This window comes from Kluyvera sp. CHPC 1.251, from assembly GCF_036759945.1.
GTDB classification, from domain to species: Bacteria; Pseudomonadota; Gammaproteobacteria; order Enterobacterales; family Enterobacteriaceae; genus Kluyvera; species Kluyvera sichuanensis.
This window is the reverse complement of the sequence record NZ_JAPKIC010000008.1, coordinates 139,042-159,689: the sequence shown is the minus strand read 5'-3', so window position 1 is coordinate 159,689 and position 20,648 is coordinate 139,042. Positions and strand designations below refer to the sequence as shown.

The 20,648-nt window shown below is 55.9% G+C and carries 20 protein-coding genes; 8 read left to right on the top strand and 12 right to left on the bottom strand.

Annotated elements, in window-relative coordinates:
• Nucleotides 1-60: 60 nt before the first annotated feature.
• Nucleotides 61-963, bottom strand: a complete 903-nt coding sequence (locus tag V6940_RS16475; RefSeq protein ID WP_333496567.1) for a LysR family transcriptional regulator — start codon at nt 961-963, stop codon at nt 61-63.
• A gap of 167 nt (nt 964-1,130) precedes the next feature.
• On the opposite strand from V6940_RS16475, the gene V6940_RS16470 reads away from it, so the two are divergent.
• The 4 genes from V6940_RS16470 to idi are packed head-to-tail and all read left to right on the top strand — an operon-like array spanning nt 1,131 to nt 4,541.
• Nucleotides 1,131-2,609 (top strand): UbiD family decarboxylase, encoded by a 1,479-nt coding sequence (locus V6940_RS16470; RefSeq protein WP_333496566.1) that lies wholly within the window; start codon nt 1,131-1,133, stop codon nt 2,607-2,609.
• A 12-nt stretch (nt 2,610-2,621) separates the two neighbouring features.
• Nucleotides 2,622-3,203, top strand: coding sequence for a UbiX family flavin prenyltransferase (locus V6940_RS16465; RefSeq protein ID WP_185670154.1), 582 nt, complete (start codon nt 2,622-2,624; stop codon nt 3,201-3,203).
• Nucleotides 3,204-3,225: 22 nt separating this feature from the next.
• Nucleotides 3,226-3,942 carry a DUF554 domain-containing protein gene (locus tag V6940_RS16460; RefSeq protein WP_333496565.1) on the top strand — a complete coding sequence of 239 codons (717 nt, stop codon included), beginning with the start codon at nt 3,226-3,228 and terminating at the stop codon, nt 3,940-3,942.
• 53 nt (nt 3,943-3,995) lie between these two features.
• Complete coding sequence (gene idi, locus V6940_RS16455) at nt 3,996-4,541, top strand: isopentenyl-diphosphate Delta-isomerase (RefSeq protein ID WP_333496564.1); 546 nt, start codon at nt 3,996-3,998, stop codon at nt 4,539-4,541.
• Nucleotides 4,542-4,634: 93 nt separating this feature from the next.
• Here the strand turns inward: idi and lysS are convergent, their stop codons facing one another.
• The 5 genes from lysS to xerD all read right to left on the bottom strand — a co-directional run bounded on the left by lysS (nt 4,635) and on the right by xerD (nt 10,721).
• A complete protein-coding gene (lysS, locus tag V6940_RS16450; protein WP_333496563.1) occupies nt 4,635-6,152 on the bottom strand; it encodes a lysine--tRNA ligase in 1,518 nt (505 codons plus the stop codon).
• 9 nt (nt 6,153-6,161) lie between these two features.
• Nucleotides 6,162-7,260, bottom strand: a protein-coding gene (gene prfB, locus V6940_RS16445) for a peptide chain release factor 2 (RefSeq protein WP_333496562.1) whose coding sequence is annotated in 2 segments (ribosomal slippage) — nt 6,162-7,184 and nt 7,186-7,260 — 1,098 coding nt in all. Because the reading frame shifts where the segments join, the coding sequence is not laid out codon by codon here.
• Between the two features lie 89 nt (nt 7,261-7,349).
• Nucleotides 7,350-9,083 carry a single-stranded-DNA-specific exonuclease RecJ gene (gene recJ, locus V6940_RS16440; protein WP_333496561.1) on the bottom strand — a complete coding sequence of 578 codons (1,734 nt, stop codon included), beginning with the start codon at nt 9,081-9,083 and terminating at the stop codon, nt 7,350-7,352.
• A gap of 5 nt (nt 9,084-9,088) precedes the next feature.
• Entirely contained in the window at nt 9,089-9,802 is a 714-nt protein-coding gene (gene dsbC / locus V6940_RS16435; protein ID WP_333496560.1) for a bifunctional protein-disulfide isomerase/oxidoreductase DsbC, read from the bottom strand.
• A 22-nt stretch (nt 9,803-9,824) separates the two neighbouring features.
• Nucleotides 9,825-10,721, bottom strand: coding sequence for a site-specific tyrosine recombinase XerD (xerD, locus tag V6940_RS16430; RefSeq protein WP_185669859.1), 897 nt, complete (start codon nt 10,719-10,721; stop codon nt 9,825-9,827).
• A gap of 102 nt (nt 10,722-10,823) precedes the next feature.
• On the opposite strand from xerD, the gene fldB reads away from it, so the two are divergent.
• Entirely contained in the window at nt 10,824-11,345 is a 522-nt protein-coding gene (gene fldB / locus V6940_RS16425; protein WP_166515919.1) for a flavodoxin FldB, read from the top strand.
• Here the strand turns inward: fldB and V6940_RS16420 are convergent.
• On the bottom strand, nt 11,342-11,758 hold the full coding sequence (locus V6940_RS16420; RefSeq protein WP_185669861.1) for a protein YgfX: 417 nt from the start codon (nt 11,756-11,758) through the stop codon (nt 11,342-11,344). The genes fldB and V6940_RS16420 overlap by 4 nt on opposite strands.
• Nucleotides 11,739-12,005, bottom strand: coding sequence for an FAD assembly factor SdhE (gene sdhE, locus V6940_RS16415; RefSeq protein WP_185669862.1), 267 nt, complete (start codon nt 12,003-12,005; stop codon nt 11,739-11,741). Before sdhE ends, V6940_RS16420 begins: the two co-directional genes overlap by 20 nt.
• Before the next feature lie 247 nt (nt 12,006-12,252).
• Between sdhE and ygfZ the strand changes: the two genes are divergently transcribed.
• Nucleotides 12,253-13,236, top strand: a complete 984-nt coding sequence (ygfZ, locus tag V6940_RS16410; RefSeq protein WP_333496559.1) for a tRNA-modifying protein YgfZ — start codon at nt 12,253-12,255, stop codon at nt 13,234-13,236.
• A gap of 131 nt (nt 13,237-13,367) precedes the next feature.
• Here ygfZ and trhA read toward each other — a convergent pair whose 3' ends face one another.
• Entirely contained in the window at nt 13,368-14,030 is a 663-nt protein-coding gene (gene trhA / locus V6940_RS16405; RefSeq protein WP_333496558.1) for a PAQR family membrane homeostasis protein TrhA, read from the bottom strand.
• Nucleotides 14,031-14,188: 158 nt separating this feature from the next.
• On the bottom strand, nt 14,189-14,503 hold the full coding sequence (yqfB, locus tag V6940_RS16400) for a N(4)-acetylcytidine aminohydrolase (RefSeq protein ID WP_185669865.1): 315 nt from the start codon (nt 14,501-14,503) through the stop codon (nt 14,189-14,191).
• Nucleotides 14,504-14,554: 51 nt separating this feature from the next.
• Between yqfB and V6940_RS16395 the strand changes: the two genes are divergently transcribed.
• A complete protein-coding gene (locus V6940_RS16395; RefSeq protein WP_185669882.1) occupies nt 14,555-15,283 on the top strand; it encodes a MurR/RpiR family transcriptional regulator in 729 nt (242 codons plus the stop codon).
• Nucleotides 15,284-15,403: 120 nt separating this feature from the next.
• Nucleotides 15,404-16,837, top strand: coding sequence for a 6-phospho-beta-glucosidase BglA (bglA, locus tag V6940_RS16390; protein WP_333496557.1), 1,434 nt, complete (start codon nt 15,404-15,406; stop codon nt 16,835-16,837).
• Nucleotides 16,838-16,944: 107 nt separating this feature from the next.
• Here the strand turns inward: bglA and V6940_RS16385 are convergent, their stop codons facing one another.
• Nucleotides 16,945-17,688 carry an SDR family oxidoreductase gene (locus tag V6940_RS16385; RefSeq protein WP_333496556.1) on the bottom strand — a complete coding sequence of 248 codons (744 nt, stop codon included), beginning with the start codon at nt 17,686-17,688 and terminating at the stop codon, nt 16,945-16,947.
• A gap of 60 nt (nt 17,689-17,748) precedes the next feature.
• Nucleotides 17,749-20,622, bottom strand: a complete 2,874-nt coding sequence (gene gcvP / locus V6940_RS16380) for an aminomethyl-transferring glycine dehydrogenase (protein ID WP_333496555.1) — start codon at nt 20,620-20,622, stop codon at nt 17,749-17,751.
• Nucleotides 20,623-20,648: the final 26 nt, after the last annotated feature.

The following is a 20,648-nucleotide window of genomic DNA, read 5'->3' as shown; positions in this document are numbered from 1 at the left end:
CCTCAGGTCATAAACGTTCGGGTGGCCTATAATAGCAGGCTAACGCTGGATGCCAAACCATCAACCCTGGGGGTTAAGGGGAAACGGGTAGCCTTCCGCCACCAGCTCCATCACCTGTGAGCACCAGTTTACCGCCGGGATTTTCACCATTGCCGGGTAGAAAATCTGCGGTGAAGGGAACACATCCACGACATAACAGTTCTTAAGCTTTTCCACGCAGACCTCAGACGACGGCAGCAGCGTCGCGGCGGCAAGCCCCGACTCCAGCCAGTCGATGATCACCCCCGGTTGGGTGATATGCATAATCACCTTGGGGTTCACGCCCGCTTTACGGAACAAGTCGATCAACATCTCGTAGGTGCCGGAGTCTTTCGCCCGATGCAGCAGCACCAGCGGCAACGCCCCCAACGCGGTGTAATCAAATGGATTGTCAGGCGGCTCTGGCAGACATGTTTTATTGATAACCGCCACCAGCTTCACCGGGTCGAACGACACGTAGTCGAACCCTTCGCTACGGTAGGGGCGCTGAATAAACGCCAGATCGATAGCCCCTTCATTGAGCAGCATCTCCAGATGGCTGGAGTCGGTTACCGAGATATTAATTTCGATTTCCGGGTGGCGTTGATAAAGCGCCAGCAGCAGCGGTTTGAAATAGGACTGGAACAGATGGCTCATCCCGAAACGCAGCTGAAGCCGGTCTTTCTGCGCGATCTCCATCGTTTCTCTGGCGGTATCTTCCACCTGGCGCAGAATCTCACAGGCTTTTCGATAGAGAAAAAAGCCCGCTTCGGTCGGCTCGATGCGGTTACCGCGACGTAAAAACAGCGGCGTTTGCAGTTCGTCTTCCAACTCCTGGATACGCTTGCTCAGCGGCGGCTGTGCCATATTCAATACCTTCGCCGCCTGGCTTATCGACCCCTGCTCCACCACCCGGCAGAAATACCGTAATCGCTTTAAATCCATGCCGCCCTCGCTGTATATCCGTTTTGCTATAGTTTACGCACGAAGCCTGTTGTTGTAGCCACATCTTTTTGATCTTGCCTGACCAAGCGAAACGGTATTTGCCCCTTATTTCCGTAAGGAATAGGGTTAGCGCAGACATTATTTCCGATTATCAACAGGAACAAACCGTGAAAAATACAACAACCGTTCGCGACCTGCGCTCCGCGCTAGCGTTGCTGAAAACACTGCCGGGCGAATACGTTGAAACCGATACTGAAGTGGATCCGCATGCGGAGCTATCCGGCGTATACCGCTACGTTGGGGCCGGCGGCACCTGCCAGCGCCCAACCCGCAAAAACGGCCCGGTGATGGTGTTCAACAAGATCAAAGGCTTTAACGATATTAGCGTGGCGATCGGCATCAACGGCTCCCGTAAACGCGTTAGCCACTTCCTGGACTGCCCGCCCGAAAGACTGGGCCATCTGCTGAAAGATTCCGTACAAAGCCCGATTCCACCGGTTCTGACCAATGAAAAAGCCGTGGCTCAGGAAGTCGTTCATCTGGCAACCGATGCCGATTTCGACCTGCGTAAACTGCTGCCTGCGCCAACCAATACCGAAGAGGACGCGGGCCCGTACATCACCATGGGTCTGTGCTACGCCTCGGATCCGGAAACCCACGAATCGGATATCACCATTCACCGTCTGTGCGTCCAGAGCCGCGATGAGCTCTCTATGTGGCTGACGCCAGGCCGTCATATCGATGCTTTCCGCATGAAGGCGGAAGAGATGGGCCAGCCGCTGCCGATTTCTATCAGCATCGGCGTTGACCCGGCGATTGAAATTGCCGCCTGCTTTGAACCACCAACCACCCCGCTCGGCTTTGATGAACTGAGCATTGCAGGCTCGCTACGCGGCCAGGCCGTCGAGATGGTGAAATGCCTGACCATCAATGAAAAAGCGATCGCCCATGCGGAAATCATTATCGAAGGCGAGCTGCTGCCAAACGTGCGCGTTCGTGAAGACCAGAACACCAACACCGGCCGCGCGATGCCAGAATTCCCAGGCTATACCGGTGAATCGAAAGACGCGCTGCCGGTGATTAAAGTGAAAGCCGTGACCCATCGCCATAACCCCATCTGGCGCACCACCGTTGGCCCCGGCGAGGAACACGTCAACATGGCGGGCATCCCAACCGAAGCGAGCATTCTGGATATGGTTGGCCGCGCGATGCCGGGCAAACTGCTGAACGTCTTCGCCCACTCAGCAGGCGGCGGCAAGCTGCTGGCGGTCATGCAGTTCAAGAAATTCTCTCCGGCGGACGAAGGTCGTCAGCGCCAGGCGGCGCTACTGGCATTTTCGGCGTTCCCGGAACTGAAACATGTGATTCTGGTCGATGAGGACGTGGATATCTTCGACAGTGACGACGTGCTGTGGGCGATGCAAACCCGCTATCAGGGCGATGTCGATACCATCACCATTCCGGGCGTACGCTGCCATCCGCTGGATCCGTCTCAGGTACCTGAGTACAGCCCAAGCATTCTCCAGCAGGGGATGTCGTGCAAAACGATTTTCGACTGCACCGTACCGTTCCACCTGAAACATCACTTTGAGCGTTCTAAATTCAAAGAAGTGGACGTAAAACGCTTTCTGCCGGACTTCGAGTAAAAGGAATAGACAATGACACCACGCATCATCATCGGCATCAGCGGTGCATCCGGTTTTCAATATGGCGTTAAGGCGCTGGAACTCCTTCAGCCTCTTCCGCTGGAGGTTCATCTGGTCGTCTCCAAAGGCGCTGAAAAAACCTGTGAACTGGAAACGGATTTCCGTCTGGATGAGGTGATGGCGATGGCTGACGTTGTCCATCCCATCGGTAATCTCGGTGCTGCTATCTCCAGTGGTTCATTTAAAACGCTGGGGATGCTGGTCGCCCCCTGTTCGATGAGAACGCTGGGCGCCATTGCACATTGTCTTACCGATAATCTACTGACTCGGGCAGCGGACGTAGTGCTCAAAGAGCGCCGGCGGCTGGTGCTGCTGGCGCGTGAAACACCGCTCAACCTCGGCCATATTCGCAATATGGCCGCCGTAACCGAAATGGGCGGGATTATCTTCCCGCCGGTTCCGGCTCTCTATCAGCGTCCGCAAACGGCGGACGATATTATTACGCACAGCGTGAATCGCGCGCTGGATCTGTTCGATATCGACGTGGATAACATTCCGCGCTGGGGCGAAGGGTCACTGCGCCACGACGGCTAGTGCGACGAAGGAAAATGCTCTCATGTTAATCGGTCCTTATGTAAATGGGTCCGCCGTGATTATTGGCGGACTGGTCGGCGCGCTTGCCGGGAGTAAACTCCCGGACCGCGTGAAAACGGCGCTGCCAATGACCTTCGGGCTTTGCTCGGTAGGCCTGGGGATTACGCTAGTGCTGAAGGTGAAATATATGCCTGCGGTGGTGCTGGCGATGATCGTCGGCGCGCTGATTGGCGAACTGCTGCATCTGGAGCGCGGTATTGGTAAAGCGGCAGGGTCGACCCGTGGCCTTATCAACAAAGTCTTTCCACCGGTGCAGGGGTTAAGCCACGAAGAGTTCACCGAGAAGTTTGTGGCGATTCTGGTGCTATTTTGCGCCAGCGGAACGGGCGTATTTGGGGCGATGACTGAAGGGATGAGCGGCGATCCGTCGATTCTGTATATCAAAACCATTCTGGATCTGTTTACCGCCGGGATTTTCGCCACTCTGCTTGGCTTTGCGGTGATGACGATTGCCATCCCACAGCTGGTGATTCAACTGGCGCTGGCAATGCTGGCGGTGTTCCTGATGCCAATGATCACCCCATCCATGATGGCCGACTTCTCTTGCGCCGGTGGGCTGCTGATGGTCGCTACCGGGTTGCGTATCTGTAACATTAAGCTTTTCCCGGTTGCGAACATGTTGCCAGGGCTTGTTTTGGTAATGCCTTTTTCCCATTTATGGGCTACGCTGGTCGCCTGAGTATATGGCCCGGCGGGTTTATGCCGGGTCATCATTCATTTTCAGGAGTTGTCATGACAGGCGAACACGTCATTTTGCTCGATGAGCACGATAAACCTTCAGGTATTCTGGAGAAGTACGCCGCTCATACCCTCTCCACTCCCCTGCATCTCGCTTTTTCTTGCTGGTTATTCAACCAACGTGGCCAGTTTCTGGCAACGCGCCGCTCCTTAAGCAAGGTCGCCTGGCCCGGCGTATGGACCAACTCGGTGTGCGGACATCCGCAGCAGGGCGAAACCTTTGAACAGGCCATTATCCGTCGCTGCCGTTTTGAACTTGGCGTTGAAATTGCCGATATCACCCCCGTCGCCACCGAATTCCGCTATCGCGCGGTGGCGCCAAACGGCATCGTGGAAAACGAAGTCTGTCCGGTCTATGCCGCTCGCGTGACCAGCGAGGTAAATGCCAACCACGATGAAGTGATGGAGTATCAGTGGTGTGAGCTGGACGATATTCTGCAGGCGCTGACGCTGACGCCGTGGGCGTTTAGTCCGTGGATGGTGATGGAAGCGGCTGACGAAGAGGCTCGTCAGGCGTTTATTGCCTTCGCGCGTCGCTGAAGCTTCCCGGCGTCGCTTCGCTCGGCCGGGCTACAGGCCATCAGGCATAAAAAAACCCGGCATCGCCGGGTTTTTTGCATCTCGCTGTCGCGATTATTTCACCGGGCGCATCGCCGGGAACAGAATCACGTCGCGGATGGTGTGGCTGTTGGTGAACAGCATAACCATACGGTCGATGCCGATACCCAGACCAGCGGTCGGTGGCAGGCCGTGTTCCAGCGCGGTGACGTAGTCTTCGTCGTAGAACATCGCTTCGTCATCACCCGCTTCTTTGGCGTTAACCTGATCCTGGAAGCGCTGCGCCTGGTCTTCTGCGTCGTTCAGCTCGCTGAAACCGTTACCGATTTCGCGGCCGCCGATGAAGAATTCAAAGCGGTCAGTGATTTCCGGGTTCACGTCGTTACGACGAGCCAGCGGAGAAACTTCGGCTGGATATTCGGTGATGAAGGTTGGCTGAATCAGGTGCGCTTCAGCAACTTCTTCGAAGATCTCAGTCACGATACGGCCCAGACCCCAGCTCTTCTCAACGTGAACGCCGATGCTTTCAGCAATGGCTTTTGCAGAATCGAAGTTATCCAGATCCGCCATGTTAGTTTCTGGGCGATATTTCTTGATAGCTTCACGCATGGTCAGTTTTTCGAACGGCTTGCCGAAATCGAAAGTCTGGTCGCCGTAAGGCACTTCGGTGTGGCCCAGAATATCCTGCGCCAGCGTGCGGAACAGGGATTCGGTCAGTTCGATCAGATCTTTATAGTCCGCGTACGCCATATAGAGTTCCATCATGGTGAACTCTGGGTTGTGGCGAACGGAGATACCTTCGTTACGGAAGTTACGGTTGATTTCGAACACGCGTTCGAAGCCGCCCACCACCAGACGCTTCAGGTACAGTTCCGGCGCGATACGCAGGTACATGTCCATATCCAGCGCATTATGATGGGTGATGAACGGACGGGCAGACGCGCCGCCAGGGATCACCTGCATCATTGGGGTTTCCACTTCCATAAAGTTGCGGCCAACCATGAACTGACGAATACCCGCCAGGATCTGGGAACGCACTTTGAAGGTGTTACGGGAAGTATCGTTGGAGATCAGATCCAGATAACGCTGACGATAGCGCGCTTCCTGATCCTGCAGGCCGTGGAATTTGTCCGGCAGCGGGCGCAGTGCTTTGGTCAGCAGGCGCAGCTCGGTGCAATGGATAGACAGTTCACCGGTTTTGGTTTTGAACAGTTTACCCTTCGCGCCCAGGATGTCGCCGAGGTCCCATTTCTTGAACTGCTCGTTGTAAACGCCTTCCGGCAGATCGTCACGCGCTACGTACAGCTGAATACGGCCGCCAACGTCCTGTAAAGTCACGAAAGAAGCTTTACCCATAATACGGCGAGTCATCATACGACCGGCAACGGAAACTTCGATATTCAGCGCTTCCAGCTCTTCGCTGTCCTTGCTATCGAATTCAGCGTGCAGTTGATCAGAGGTACGGTCACGACGGAAATCGTTCGGGAACGGGATGCCCTGCTCACGCAGTGCAGCCAGCTTCTCGCGGCGTGCCTTCATTTCGTTATTAAGATCGACTACCTCGTCAGCGCCTTGTGCGTTTTGTTCAGACATGTTGGTTCCTCATAACCCTGCTTTCAGACTTGCTTCGATAAATTGATCCAGACTTCCGTCTAGTACCGCCTGCGTATTGCGGGTTTCAACCCCGGTGCGCAGGTCTTTAATACGGGAATCGTCCAGGACATATGAACGAATCTGGCTACCCCAGCCGATGTCGGACTTGGTGTCTTCCATCGCCTGTTTTTCTGCATTCTTTTTCTGCATTTCCAGTTCATAAAGCTTCGCTTTCATCTGCTTCATGGCCTGGTCTTTGTTCTTGTGCTGCGAACGGTCGTTCTGGCACTGCGTCACGATCCCGGTTGGGATATGGGTGATACGCACCGCGGATTCCGTACGGTTAACGTGCTGACCGCCCGCGCCGGATGCGCGATACACGTCGATACGCAGATCCGCCGGGTTGATTTCGATATCGATATCGTCGTCAACTTCCGGGTAAACAAACGCGGAGCTAAAGGAGGTATGGCGACGGCCGCCGGAGTCAAACGGGCTCTTACGGACCAGACGGTGAACGCCGGTTTCCGTACGCAGCCAGCCGTACGCGTAGTCGCCGGAGATTTTAATGGTCACGGATTTAATCCCGGCCACGTCCCCTTCGGACTCTTCAATAATTTCGGTTTTAAAGCCACGCGCTTCTGCCCAACGCAGATACATACGCTCGAGCATGCTTGCCCAGTCCTGCGCTTCAGTACCGCCAGAACCTGCCTGGATATCGAGATAGCAATCGGCGCTGTCATACTCACCGGAGAACATGCGACGGAATTCCAGCTGTGCCAGCTTCTCTTCCAGCGTATCAAGTTCTGCAACGGCTTCGTTGAAGGTCTCTTCGTCGTCGGCTTCTACAGCCAGTTCCAGCAGGCCGGAAACATCTTCCAGACCCTGAGACATTTGATCGAGGGTGTCGACAATCGCTTCAAGTGAGGAACGCTCTTTGCCCAGCGCCTGTGCGCGTTCGGGTTCGTTCCAGACATCCGGCTGTTCCAGCTCGGCGTTTACTTCTTCCAGACGCTCTTTCTTAGCATCATAGTCAAAGATACCCCCTAAGAACGTCGGAGCGCTCCGTGAGGTCCTGAATGCGATTATTTACCGGGTTTATTTCAAACATGGTCTATTTTCTTTTAATGGACGAGAAAAATGCGGTTATAAGAGCGGAATCTTAGCGGATTCCCGCTCTTAATTACAGTATAAGCGATGCTAAATCGGCCAGAGATGATCGATGATAAGCTGCAAGGTTCGGTTGCCGCGGTATTCGTTGATATCCAGACGGTACGCTAACGTCACTTCACGCACACCGTTATCCGGCCAGACGGCGGTATCAACGTTAAACGCGATGCCATCCAGCAGCGGGCCGCCGCCGACCGGTTCAACCATCACCTTGAGATGACGTTCGCCAACCAGGCGCTGTTGCAGCAGGCGAAAACGCCCGTCAAACAACGGTTCCGGGAACATCTGCCCCCACGGCCCGGCTTCACGCAGCATCTGCGCCATCTCCAGCGTCATCTCCTGCGGGCTAAGCTCGCCGTCAGAGAGAATCTCCCCCTGCAACAACGCCGGGTCCAGCCACTCGGTGACCAGTTCGCCAAAGCAGCGCTGGAACTCTTCGAAGCGTTCTTCTTCCAGGGAGAGTCCCGCCGCCATCGCGTGGCCGCCGAACTTGAGCATCAAACCAGGATGCAGCGTATCCAGACGCTCCAGCGCATCGCGCATGTGCAGCCCCTGAATGGATCGACCGGAGCCCTTCAACTGACCGTTACCCGCCGGGGCAAAGGCGATCACCGGGCGATGGAAACGCTCTTTGATACGGGAGGCCAGAATGCCAACCACGCCCTGATGCCACTCGGGGTGATACATCGCCAGCCCGCCCGGCAGTTCGGCGCGGCTGCGCTCGAGCTGTTCGCACAGAGTCAGCGCTTCTGCCTGCATCCCCTGCTCTATCTCTTTGCGAGTCTGGTTCAGCGCATCCAGCTCGTTTGCCAGCACGCGAGCTTCGCCGAGGTTATCGCACAGCAGCAGCGCCACGCCGACCGACATATCGTCCAGACGACCGGCCGCGTTCAGGCGCGGACCCAGCGCAAAGCCAAGATCGCTTGCCACCAGCTTCGCCGCCTCGCGGTTGGCAATCTCCAGTAGCGCTTTAATCCCCGGGCGGCAGTAACCGGCACGAATGCGGCTCAACCCTTGCCAGGTCAGGATGCGGTTATTGGCATCCAGTGGAACCACATCCGCAACCGTGCCCAGCGCCACCAGATCGAGAAACTCGACGATCTTCGGCGCGGGAATGCCGCGTTTTTCGAACCAGCCTTTCTCTTTCAGGTGGTTACACAGCACCAGCATCAGATAAAAGGCCACGCCTACACCCGCCAGAGATTTTGACGGGAACGGGCAGTCGACGAGATTCGGGTTAACCATCGCATCCGCATTGGGCAGCGTTTCGCCCGGCAGGTGGTGATCCGTCACCAACACGCTGATCCCAAGGTCATGCGCATGATCGACCCCGGAATGGGAAGAGATCCCGTTGTCTACCGTCATGATCATCTGCGCGCCGCGGGCGTGCGCCTGATCGACCACTTCCGGGCTTAACCCGTAGCCGTCCTCAAAACGGTTCGGCACCAGGTATTCGACGTTATGGCAACCCATCGCCCGCAGGGCGAGCACGCTCAGTGCGGTACTGGTCGCGCCATCGGCATCGAAATCGCCCACCACCATGATGCGCAGATCTTTTTCAAACGCGTCATGCAGCATCTCGACGGCTTTTTCCACACCCGTCAGCGAGCGCCAGTGCAGCATGCCTTTCAGGCCGCGCTCCAGATCCTCCGGGGTTTTCACCCCGCGGCTAGCATACAGACGGCGCAGCAGCGGCGACAGTTCGCCTGGCAGCACGATTGAATCATCCACCTCACGGCGGCGAAGTTGAGTCTGTGGTTTCACGCGAATTATTTACCGCTGGTCTGTTTCTGGTGTTCGTCGAGGAAGGCTTTCATCTCTTTCGGCCCCTGATAGCCCGGAACGACGTAGCCGTCGTTGAGCACGATCGCCGGAGTACCGTTCACGCCGAACTGCACGCCGAGCGCGTAGTGGTTGGCAATGTCGATATCGCAGGTGGCTGCCTGAACGCCTTTGCCGTTCATCGCATCGTCAAACGCTTTGTTGCGATCTTTGGCACACCAGATGGATTTCATATCCTGCTCAGCCTGGCTCTGGACACCCTGACGCGGGAAGGCCAGATAGCGCACGGTGATCCCCAGCGCGTTGTAGTCTTTCATCTCTTCATGCAGCTTGTGGCAGTAACCACAGGTGATGTCGGTAAAGACGGTAATCACATGTTTTTCCTGCGGCGCTTTGTAGACAATCATCTCTTTTTCCAGCGCGTTCAGATGGGTCATCAGCAGTGCGTTGGTGACGTTCACCGGCTGCGCGCCGCTGACGTCATACATTGGCCCCTGAATAATGTGCTTGCCGTCATCGGTGACGTACAGCACGCCGCTGTTGGTCAGGACGGTTTTCATCCCGGCCACCGGCGCCGGCTGAATATCGGTGCTCTGCACGCCCAGTTTCGCCAGCGACTGCTTGATAGCGGCATCGTCAGCGTGCGCCAGGCCGGAAAATGCCGCCGCCAGCAGGGTGAACATCATTAAACCTTGTTTCATAAACTGTCCTTTTAAATCAGCATCATGCTCGTGGATGGTGCTGTTGATGAAGTTGTCGCAGCCGCTCTGTCGCGACGTGCGTATAAATTTGAGTGGTCGACAAATCGCTATGCCCCAACAGCATTTGTACGACACGCAGATCCGCGCCGTGGTTCAGCAAATGCGTAGCAAAAGCGTGGCGTAACACGTGCGGTGACAGCTTCTCGCTGTCGATGCCTGCCAACTGGGCATAGTGCTTAATGCGGTGCCAGAATGTCTGACGCGTCATCTGCTGGGCACGCTGGCTGGGGAACAGGACGTCAATCGCCACGCCGTTAAGCATCCAGGGACGGCCGTGCTCCAGCCAGTTCTCAACCCAGTAAACAGCCTCTTCGCCGAGCGGCACCAGCCGCTCTTTATTTCCTTTACCGATCACCCGAACCACGCCCTGACGCAGGCTGATATCACTCATCGTCAGCCCCACCAGCTCGGAAACGCGCAGGCCAGTAGCATACAGCACTTCAAGCATAGCTTTATCGCGAAGCTCTAGCGGCTGATCGACCAGCGGTGCCTGCAGCAAACGCTCTACCTGCGCTTCGCTGAGATCTTTCGGTAGCCGCTGGGGGAGTTTCGGTGACGCCAACTGGGCGCTGGGATCGTCCGGGCGGAATTTTTCACGATACAGATGCTGAAAGAAGCGGCGCATGGCGCTCAGCAGTCGTGCGGTGCTGGTGGCTTTATAGCCCCCCTGCTGACGTTCGGCGAGCAAATTTTGCAGGTCGTCGCTTTGCGCCGTTTCCAGCGAGAGCTCGCGGTGCGCCAGCCACTCTACCACCATGGTCAAGTCACGGCGGTAGGCGCTGAGGGTATTTTCAGCCAGATTGCGCTCCAGCCACAGCGCATCGAGAAACTGTTCGATTCGTGCAAGATCCTTATCCACCTCGGCCCCTCTGCGTGTTAAATCAGCACCATTATGCCTGAATTAGCCCCCTTTCTGGTACACTGGGCGCATCATCATCGCAAGAATCGAGAGCAGTACGTCATGAATATCGGCCTTTTTTACGGTTCCAGCACCTGCTACACCGAGATGGCAGCGGAAAAAATTCGCGACATTATCGGTCCGGAACTGGTCACATTACATAACCTGAAAGATGATTCCCCCGCCCTGATGGAGCAATATGATGTGCTCATTCTCGGCATTCCGACCTGGGATTTCGGTGAAATTCAGGAAGATTGGGAAGCGGTCTGGGAACAGCTCGATACGCTAAATCTGGAAGGTAAAATCATCGCGCTGTACGGCATGGGCGACCAGCTCGGCTACGGCGAATGGTTCCTCGATGCGCTGGGTATGCTGCACGATAAGCTGGCGACCAAAGGGGTGAAATTTGTCGGCTACTGGCCAACCGAAGGCTACGAGTTCACCAGCCCGAAACCGGTGATTGCTGACGGGCAGCTTTTCGTCGGTCTCGCGCTGGATGAAACCAACCAGTACGATCTTAGCGATGAACGCATTCAGAGCTGGTGCGAACAGATTCTCGGCGAGATGGCCGAGCAGTTCTCTTAGTGCTTCGTGGGCGCGGGCTGCTGCAGAAGAATTCTCCGCAGGTCGCGCCACTCTTCAGGATTCATACTGTCAGCCGCCAGCCACAGATGCTGACGACGGCCGCCATTCAGGCGACGAATCCGTAGCATCATCCCCGAATTCAGCATCCACGGCGTACCAAGCAGCTCGTAATCCTGATTGCGCCAGCGCAGCCTTGCGTCCATCAACAGCTTAATCTCCCCCTGATGCGAGTGAATGCGTCGTTGGCTACGTACGCAGTCAAACACCACCAGCGACAGCAAAAGCAGCCAGAGCGGCGTGTAGCTCAACGGCCACGGCATCAGCAGCACGAAAGCCGCCACCAGGCCGTGGAGCAACAAAGAGAGCCACTGTGAGCGCCAGGAGACGCGTAAATCAGATTGCCACAGGACCACGTTCCCGATTCCGTGTTTGAATGAGTTGGACCATGCGCTCAAGGTTAGCGTCATCAGGCTTGCCGTGGTTCATCAACCAGTTGAAGAGATCAGGATCGTCGCATTCGAGAAGACGAATGAAGACCGCTTTGTCTTCATCGCTGAGCGTGTCGTACTCGTGCTCAAAGAACGGCATGATGGAGATATCGAGTTCGCGCATACCGCGGCGGCATGCCCAGTGGATACGGGCTTTATTATTGATGTCCATAATTTCCTTCCAGCATTACGTTGTGACTAGTTTAACGTGTTTTTTGCCGTTACCTTACTGGAATATCACGTTTCACGCGTCATATTCCGAAAAAACCCCTGAAATATGAAAGGGATTATTTTTCTTTCGAGCCGCTTCGCAGAACGCACAGAGGGCACAAAACGCCCTGCAAAAGCGCTTGCAATGGCAGGCATCTCTTTTACCATGAGTGAATAAGTGCGTTCGCAACTCTATTCAGGACATCAATATGGCTTTTACTCCGTTTCCTCCACGTCAGCCTGGCGTCTCTGCCCGCTTACCGCTGACGCTGATGACGCTCGATGATTGGGCGCTGGCGACCGTGACCGGTGCCGACAGTGAAAAATACCTGCAGGGTCAGGTAACGGCAGACGTGGCGCAATTGACTGAGCATCAGCATCTGCTGGTCGCCCACTGTGATGCGAAAGGCAAAATGTGGAGCAACCTGCGCTTGTTCCATCGTCAGGACGGTTTTGCGTTTATTGAGCGCCGCAGCGTACGTGAAGCGCAGCTGATCCAGCTGAAAAAATACGCCGTCTTCTCGAAGGTAGTGATTGCGCCAAACGATGACGCCGTGCTGCTGGGCGTAGCCGGTTTCCAGGCTCGCGCCGCGCTGGCTAACCTGTTCGCGGCACTGCCCAATGCAGAGAAACCGTGCCTGCAGGACGGTGAGACCTCTCTGCTGTGGTTTGCCCACCCGGAAGAACGCTTCCTACTGGTGACCGATGCCGCAACCGCTGAACGCATCACCGAAGCCCTGCGCGGCGAAGCCCAGCTTAACAACAGCCAGCAGTGGCTGGCGCTGGATATCGAAGCCGGTCTGCCGGTGATTGATGAAGTGAACAGCGCGCAGTTTATTCCGCAGGCGACGAACCTGCAGGCGCTGGGCGGCATCAGCTTCAAAAAAGGGTGCTATACCGGGCAGGAGATGGTCGCTCGCGCCAAATTCCGCGGGGCCAACAAGCGTGCGCTATGGACGCTGGCAGGCAAAGCCGCTCGCGTACCGGAAGCCGGTGAAGACCTTGAACTCAAGATGGGTGACAACTGGCGACGTACCGGCACCGTGCTGGCCGCCGTACAGCTGGAAGATGGTCAGATACTGGTGCAGGTCGTGATGAACAACGATATGGAAGCCGACAGCGTGTTCCGCGTGCGCGACGATGCCAATACGTTGAGCATTAAGCCGCTGCCGTATTCGTTAGACGAAGAGTAATTTGTAGGCCTGATAAGCGTAGCGCCATCAGGCCGTTCGGCGCAGGCTGCCGGATGGCGGCGTTGCCTTATCCGCCCTACAAAACGCAGCCCGGGCGAGGCGTTTACGCAGACCCCGGGGTTGCACCAAATCTATGCGTGTTGCCCCACGTACAGATAAATAGCCAGAAAATGACAGGCACTGCCGCCCAGCACAAACGCATGCCAGATAGCATGGTTGTAGGGTATGCGCTTACAGACGTAGAAAATCACCCCCAGCGAATAAACCACCCCGCCGACAGCCAGCAGCGTCACGCCGCCAATCGCCAGCTTCACCGCCAGTTGATAGACCACAATCAGCGACAGCCAGCCCATCGTAAGATAGGTCACCAGCGACAAAATTTTAAAGCGGTGCGCAATGGTCAGCTTAAACAGGATCCCCAGCAGCGCCAGGCTCCAGATAACAATCATCAGCCCTTTCGCCAGCGGCGAGTCCAGCCCCACCAGCAGGAATGGCGTATAGGTGCCGGCAATCAGCAGGTAGATAGCGCAGTGGTCGAATTTTTTCAGCCACACCTTGGCCCGCTGTGACGGAATGGCGTGATACAGCGTGGAGGCCAGAAACAGCAGGATCATGCTGCCGCCGTACAGGCTGTAGCTGGTGATCGCTGTGGCGTTGGCGTTAGCGTCAACGGCCTGAACCAGCAGTAAAACCAGCCCGACAATCCCCAGGACAAAGCCAACGCCGTGGCTGATGCTATTGGCAATTTCCTCTGCCAGAGAATATCCCTGCTTGATGAGTGGTTTCTTATCCATTACGCGCTCCGGGCGAACGACAAATTAAGCAAACACCCTAGCGTAACTGAGAATGGTTCCAGTGAACACATGTAAGCTAAAATAAAAAAATGAATTTTTATAAACTCAAAATAATCAGTGAGTTAACAAATTCATTCAGCTAACAGGTGTACACGTTTTCATTCAACACATTTAAATTCAATAACATAAAACAGGTTCTCGCCCGGATAGATATCCGCAATCACCTTTTTCAGCTCCGGCAGACCCATGTTTTCCTGCTCCGCATGACGCTCGGTCAACGTATCCATCGTGACGGTAGAGGTTGCCACCACGCGGATGGTGCAGAAGTAGCCATCATCTTCATAGCGGCCCACGCGCAGCACGTCCCCAACCTTAAAGTGTGACTCTGCGGCATCGCGCAGGGTGATCGTTTTGCGTCCGGCGAGAATGTCGTCCTGAAAGCGTTGAAAAAAGGTAATGTCGTTTGGCTGCATGTTATCATTCCCATCAGGTCATTATTTTTACGAGTATCCATCACCGTGAGCATGTTCTCCCACGCCGCCGTTGCTAGCCTCAATAATCTTGAGATGATGGTCTATCACTACGTCATTAAAAATCGCGACACGGTGATGTACATGACCATCCGTGAACTGGCCGACGCGGCGGGTGTCTCCACCACCACGGTGATGCGCTTTTGTAAAAAGCTCAACTGCGAAGGTTACTCGGAGTTCCGCGTACGCTTCAAATTATATTTAGAGCAGGATGAACCGCAGCAGGCCAATTTTGGCGCCAGCGAAATTATCAGCTTTTTCAAAAGCGTTAATAATGATGAGTTTGATAAACTGCTGGATGATGCGGTAGATATTATTCTCTCTTCCGAACGTATTATTTTTGTCGGTGCAGGAACCTCCGGCTCGCTGGCAAAATATGGCGCACGATTCTTCTCAAATATTGGTAAATTCAGTAACCATATTGATGACCCTTATTTCCCGGTCACCAATGACATGGCGAAAAACGCGTTAGCGATCGTGCTTTCGGTGTCGGGTGAAACTGAAGAGATCCTACGCTTTGCCGGGCAGTTCAGCCTGCATCGCTGCAAGGTCATGTCCATCACCAGCCACGAACACTCACGGCTGGCAAAGCTTGCTGACTTCAACCTCTCCTGGCATGTGCCGCAAACCCGTATTGCCGGCGTTTACGATATTACAACGCAGATCCCGGTTATCTATATTCTGGAATCGTTAGGCCGTAAACTGGCGAAGAAATTAGCATAAAAATACAGGGTGTTTTTTCGATGTAACATATTCCCTGGAGTGGGATTTGTTATATCGTGACATTTATTGCCTCTTTGTTAGACTCATATTTATTAAGCCCAATAACTGAGCATAGCAAAGATGAAAAAACTGACCTTACCGAAAGACTTTTTATGGGGTGGCGCGGTTGCTGCCCACCAGGTTGAAGGTGGCTGGAATAAAGGCGGCAAAGGCCCCAGCATCTGTGACGTGCTAACCGGCGGTGCCCACGGCGTACCACGTGAAATTACCCAGCAGGTCGAGCCGGGCAAATACTACCCGAACCATGAAGCTATCGACTTCCACGGCCACTACAAAGAAGACATCAAGCTGTTCGCCGAAATGGGCTTTAAGTGCTTCCGTACCTCTATCGCCTGGACCCGCATTTTCCCGAAAGGTGACGAAACTCAGCCAAATGAAGAAGGGCTGAAATTCTACGATGACATGTTCGATGAACTGCTGAAGTACAACATCGAGCCGGTGATTACCCTCTCCCACTTCGAAATGCCGCTGCATCTGGTGCAGGAGTACGGTGGCTGGACCAACCGCAAAGTCGTTGATTTCTTTGTTCGTTTCTCGGAAGTGGTCTTTGAGCGCTACAAGCATAAGGTCAAATACTGGATGACCTTCAACGAAATCAACAACCAGCGAAACTGGCGCGCACCGCTGTTCGGCTACTGCTGCTCTGGCGTGGTTTACACCGAGCATGAAAACCCTGAAGAAACCATGTACCAGGTGCTGCACCACCAGTTCGTGGCCAGCGCCCTGGCGGTGAAAGCCGCTCGTCGTATCAACCCAGAGATGAAAGTCGGCTGCATGCTGGCGATGGTGGCGCTCTATCCGTTCTCCTGCAAACCGGAAGACGTCATGTTCGCCCAGGAGTCGATGCGTGAACGCTACGTCTTTACCGACGTGCAGCTGCGCGGCTACTACCCAAGCTACGTGCTGAACGAGTGGGAGCGCCGTGGTTTCAATATCAAGATGGAAGCAGGTGACGATGCAATTCTGCGTGAAGGCACCTGTGACTACCTCGGCTTCAGCTACTACATGACCAACGCCGTGAAGGCGGAAGGCGGCAGCGGTGACGCGATCTCCGGCTTTGAAGGCAGCGTACCGAACCCGCACGTGAAAGCGTCAGACTGGGGCTGGCAGATTGACCCGGTTGGCCTGCGCTACTCGCTGTGCGAGCTGTACGAGCGCTACCAGAAGCCGCTGTTTATCGTGGAAAATGGCTTTGGCGCGTACGACAAAGTCGAAGCCGACGGCAGCATCAACGACGACTACCGCATTGATTATCTGCGTGCACACGTCGAAGAGATGATGAAAGCGGTCACCTACGATGGCGTGGATCTGATGGGCTATACGCCGTGGGGCTGCATCGACTGCGTGTCGTTCACCACCGGGCAGTACAGCAAGCGCTATGGCTTTATCTATGTGAACAAGCACGACGACGGCACGGGCGATATGTCGCGTTCACGTAAGAAGAGTTTTGAGTGGTATAAAGCGGTGATTGCCAGCAACGGCGAGAGTTTGTAAGTTCGTTTCCCCTCACCCCGGCCCTCTCCCCAAAGGGGCGAGGGAGAAAACCGGTCTGTCCCCTCTCCCCCACGGGGAGAGGGTTAGGGTGAGGGGGCAACGCCGTACTACTTCCCACCCGCCAACTCAATAAAACTCCCGGTCACATACGACGCCTTCTCGCTCAGCAGCCAGACAATCGCCTGCGCCACCTCTTCCGGCTGGCCACCGCGCTGCATTGGCAGCACGGCCTTCACTCGGTCAACGCGCCCCGGCTCACCGCCATCAGCATGCATCTCGGTATAGATAAATCCCGGCCTGACGCCGTTCACCCGAATACCCTGCGCCGCCACTTCCAGCGACAGCCCGGTGGTCAGCGTATCAATCGCCCCTTTCGAGGCGGCATAATCCACGTATTCACCCGGCGAGCCCAGGCGAGCCGCCGCCGAGGAGACGTTGACAATCGCGCCACCCTTCCCACCGTGCGGTATCGCCATCCGTTTTACCGCTTCCCGGCAGCAGAGAAAGTAGCCGGTCACGTTGGTAGTCAACACCCGGTTGATACGCTCGGCGGTTAACGCCTCCACGCGGCTTTGGGTGAACAGCACGCCCGCGTTGTTGACCAGCGCCGCTAGCGGTTCGCCCTGCTGGTCGAGACGGGCAAACATCGCTTCCACCTGCGCTTCATCGCCAATATCCGCCTGAACGGCAAAGGCCTTACCGCCATGAGCAATAATCGTGTTTACCACGTCGCTGGCGGCGGCTTCGTTACGGTGATAGTTCACCGCCACCGTATAGCCTTCCTGCGCCAGCTGTAGCGCCGTCGCCCGACCAATTCCTCGGCTTGCGCCGGTTACTAATGCTATTGCCATTCGCGTCTCCCAAAAAATAAAGGCGCCGAAGCGCCTTTAAAAGATAGCCTGATCAGATGATTACTGATATTCGCTCATCGGTACGCAGGAACAGAACAGGTTACGGTCGCCGTAAACGTCGTCGAGACGTTTCACCGTCGGCCAGTACTTGTTCGCCATACCTGCCGGGAAGACGGCGATTTCGCGGCTATAGCCGTGGTTCCACTCCGCCACCAGTTCATTCTGGGTGTGCGGGGAGTTAACCAGCGGGTTATCTTCAAGCGTCCATTCGCCCGCTTTCACGCGATCGATTTCGCTGCGGATCGCCAGCATCGCGTCAATAAAGCGGTCCAGCTCGGCTTTACCTTCTGATTCCGTTGGCTCGACCATCAGGGTACCTGCTACCGGGAAGGACATAGTTGGCGCGTGGAAACCGTAGTCAATCAGGCGCTTAGCAATATCCAGCTCGCTGATGCCGGTCTCTTCTTTCAGCGGACGAATATCCAGAATACATTCGTGCGCCACGTGGCCATCACGCCCGGTGTAGAGCACCGGGTAAGCCTCTTTCAGGCGAGTCGCAATGTAGTTAGCGTTGAGGATCGCCACCTGACTTGCCTGCTTCAGGCCTTCTGCGCCCATCATGCGGATGTACATCCAGCTGATTGGCAGAATGGAGGCGCTGCCGAACGGTGCCGCGGAAACCGCACCCTGACGAGTCAGCATACCTTCAATGTGCACCACGCTGTGGCCCGGAACAAACGGTGCCAGGTGCGATTTCACACCGATAGGACCCATACCTGGGCCGCCGCCGCCGTGTGGAATGCAGAAGGTTTTATGCAGGTTGAGGTGCGAAACGTCCGCACCGATGAAACCAGGGGAAGTAATACCAACCTGGGCGTTCATGTTCGCGCCGTCGAGGTAAACCTGTCCGCCGAACTGGTGAACGATTTCGCACACTTCACGGATAGTCTCTTCGTACACGCCGTGGGTGGACGGATAGGTCACCATGATGCAGGAAAGGTTGTCAGCATGCTGCTCCGCTTTCGCGCGCAGATCCGCCAGATCGATGTTGCCGTTCTTATCGCAGGCCACAACCACCACCTGCATCCCCGCCATCTGCGCGGAAGCTGGGTTGGTACCGTGCGCTGAGCTTGGGATCAGACAGATATCACGATGACCGTCGTTGCGGCTTTCGTGGTAGTGACGAATCGCCAGCAGGCCCGCATATTCACCCTGCGCGCCGGAGTTCGGCTGCATGCAGAGCGCGTCATAGCCAGTCAGTTTCACCAGCCACTCGGAGAGCTGACCGATCATCTGATGGTAGCCTTCCGCCTGGTCAACCGGGCAGAACGGGTGCAGTTCAGCAAATTCCGGCCAGGTGATAGGGATCATCTCCGCCGCAGCGTTGAGCTTCATGGTGCAGGACCCCAGCGGGATCATCGCCTGGTTCAGCGCCAGATCTTTACGCTCCAGCGAGTGCATGTAGCGCATCATTTCGGTTTCGCTGTGATAGCGGTTAAACACCGGATGACTCAGGATCGCGTCGTCACGCAGCATCGCCTGCGGGATAGAGCGGCTATCGAGCGCCACGTCTTTATCCAGCGCGTCGATGTCCAGACCGTGATTGTCGCCGAGAATCACGCTAAACAGCGCCAGCACATCTTCACGGGTGGTGGTTTCGTTCAGGGTGATACCGACAGCGTTAAGGATATCGCTGCGCAGGTTGATTTCCGCTGTCTGAGCGCGCGCCAGTACGGTTGCTTTGTCTGCCACTTCCACACACAGGGTGTCAAAGTAGTGCGCATGACGCAGCTTTTGGCCTTTCTGCTGCAAACCCGCTGCCAGAATATCGGTCAGGCGGTGAATGCGGTTCGCAATACGCTTCAGGCCAGCCGGGCCATGGAAGACGGCGTACAAGCTGGCGATGTTGGCCAGCAGTACCTGCGAGGTACAGATGTTGGAGTTCGCTTTCTCGCGGCGAATGTGCTGCTCGCGGGTCTGCATCGCCATGCGCAGCGCGGTATTGCCAGCGGCATCTTTCGATACGCCGATAATACGGCCCGGCATGGCGCGTTTGAATTCATCTTTGGCGGCAAAGAAGGCCGCGTGCGGGCCGCCGTAGCCCATCGGGACGCCGAAACGCTGGGCAGAGCCGAAGACAATGTCCGCGCCCTGCTTGCCCGGTGCGGTTAACAGCACCAGCGCCATGAAATCGCCGGCAACGCTGACGACGACTTTACGGGATTTCAGCTCAGCAATCAGCTGGCTGTAGTCGTGAACTTCACCGGTGGTCCCAACCTGCTGGAGCAGCACGCCGAAGACGTCCTGATGCTCCAGCGCTTTGTCAGCGTCGTCAACAATCACGTCAAAGCCGAAGGTTTCCGCTCGGGTACGGACCACATCCAGGGTTTGCGGATGCACGTCGGCCGCCACGAAGAAGCGGTTAGCATTCTTCAGCTTACTGACGCGCTTCGCCATTGCCATTGCTTCAGCGGCAGCAGTAGCTTCATCCAGCAGAGAAGCGGAGGCCATATCGAGACCGGTCAGATCCAGCGTAACCTGCTGGAAGTTGAGCAGCGCTTCCAGACGACCCTGAGACACTTCTGGCTGATACGGGGTGTACGCGGTGTACCAGCCAGGGTTTTCCAGCATGTTGCGCTGGATAACCGGCGGCAGCTGTACCGGGGTGTAACCCATGCCAATGTACGACTTAAAGCGCTTGTTGCGACCGGCAATCACCTTCAGCTCCGCCAGAGCGGCGAACTCGGTGGTAGCCTCGCCTACCTGCGGAGGCGTAGCAAGCTGGATATCTTTCGGCACGATCTGCGCAATCAGTGCGTTTAATGAATCCGCGCCAACTGTTTTGAGCATCTCTTGCTGCTGCTGGGCATCCGGCCCGATGTGACGTTCAATAAACGCGCCACGGTTTTCAAGCTGGCTTAAAGTCTGTGTCATGAGCGATGGTTCCTGAAACGTGCGGT

What these genes read in the sequence shown, in the direction of transcription:
- gcvP (WP_333496555.1), bottom strand. Translation starts at nt 20,622, where the DNA reads ATGACACAGACTTTAAGCCAGCTTGAAAACCGTGGCGCGTTTATTGAA.
- sdhE (WP_185669862.1), bottom strand. Translation starts at nt 12,005, where the DNA reads ATGGACATCAATAATAAAGCCCGTATCCACTGGGCATGCCGCCGCGGT.
- V6940_RS16475 (WP_333496567.1), bottom strand. Translation starts at nt 963, where the DNA reads ATGGATTTAAAGCGATTACGGTATTTCTGCCGGGTGGTGGAGCAGGGG.
- trhA (WP_333496558.1), bottom strand. Translation starts at nt 14,030, where the DNA reads ATGGATAAGAAACCACTCATCAAGCAGGGATATTCTCTGGCAGAGGAA.
- yqfB (WP_185669865.1), bottom strand. Translation starts at nt 14,503, where the DNA reads ATGCAGCCAAACGACATTACCTTTTTTCAACGCTTTCAGGACGACATT.
- V6940_RS16395 (WP_185669882.1), top strand. Translation starts at nt 14,555, where the DNA reads ATGTTCTCCCACGCCGCCGTTGCTAGCCTCAATAATCTTGAGATGATG.
- idi (WP_333496564.1), top strand. Translation starts at nt 3,996, where the DNA reads ATGACAGGCGAACACGTCATTTTGCTCGATGAGCACGATAAACCTTCA.
- ygfZ (WP_333496559.1), top strand. Translation starts at nt 12,253, where the DNA reads ATGGCTTTTACTCCGTTTCCTCCACGTCAGCCTGGCGTCTCTGCCCGC.
- lysS (WP_333496563.1), bottom strand. Translation starts at nt 6,152, where the DNA reads ATGTCTGAACAAAACGCACAAGGCGCTGACGAGGTAGTCGATCTTAAT.
- fldB (WP_166515919.1), top strand. Translation starts at nt 10,824, where the DNA reads ATGAATATCGGCCTTTTTTACGGTTCCAGCACCTGCTACACCGAGATG.
- bglA (WP_333496557.1), top strand. Translation starts at nt 15,404, where the DNA reads ATGAAAAAACTGACCTTACCGAAAGACTTTTTATGGGGTGGCGCGGTT.
- V6940_RS16465 (WP_185670154.1), top strand. Translation starts at nt 2,622, where the DNA reads ATGACACCACGCATCATCATCGGCATCAGCGGTGCATCCGGTTTTCAA.
- dsbC (WP_333496560.1), bottom strand. Translation starts at nt 9,802, where the DNA reads ATGAAACAAGGTTTAATGATGTTCACCCTGCTGGCGGCGGCATTTTCC.
- V6940_RS16460 (WP_333496565.1), top strand. Translation starts at nt 3,226, where the DNA reads ATGTTAATCGGTCCTTATGTAAATGGGTCCGCCGTGATTATTGGCGGA.
- V6940_RS16385 (WP_333496556.1), bottom strand. Translation starts at nt 17,688, where the DNA reads ATGGCAATAGCATTAGTAACCGGCGCAAGCCGAGGAATTGGTCGGGCG.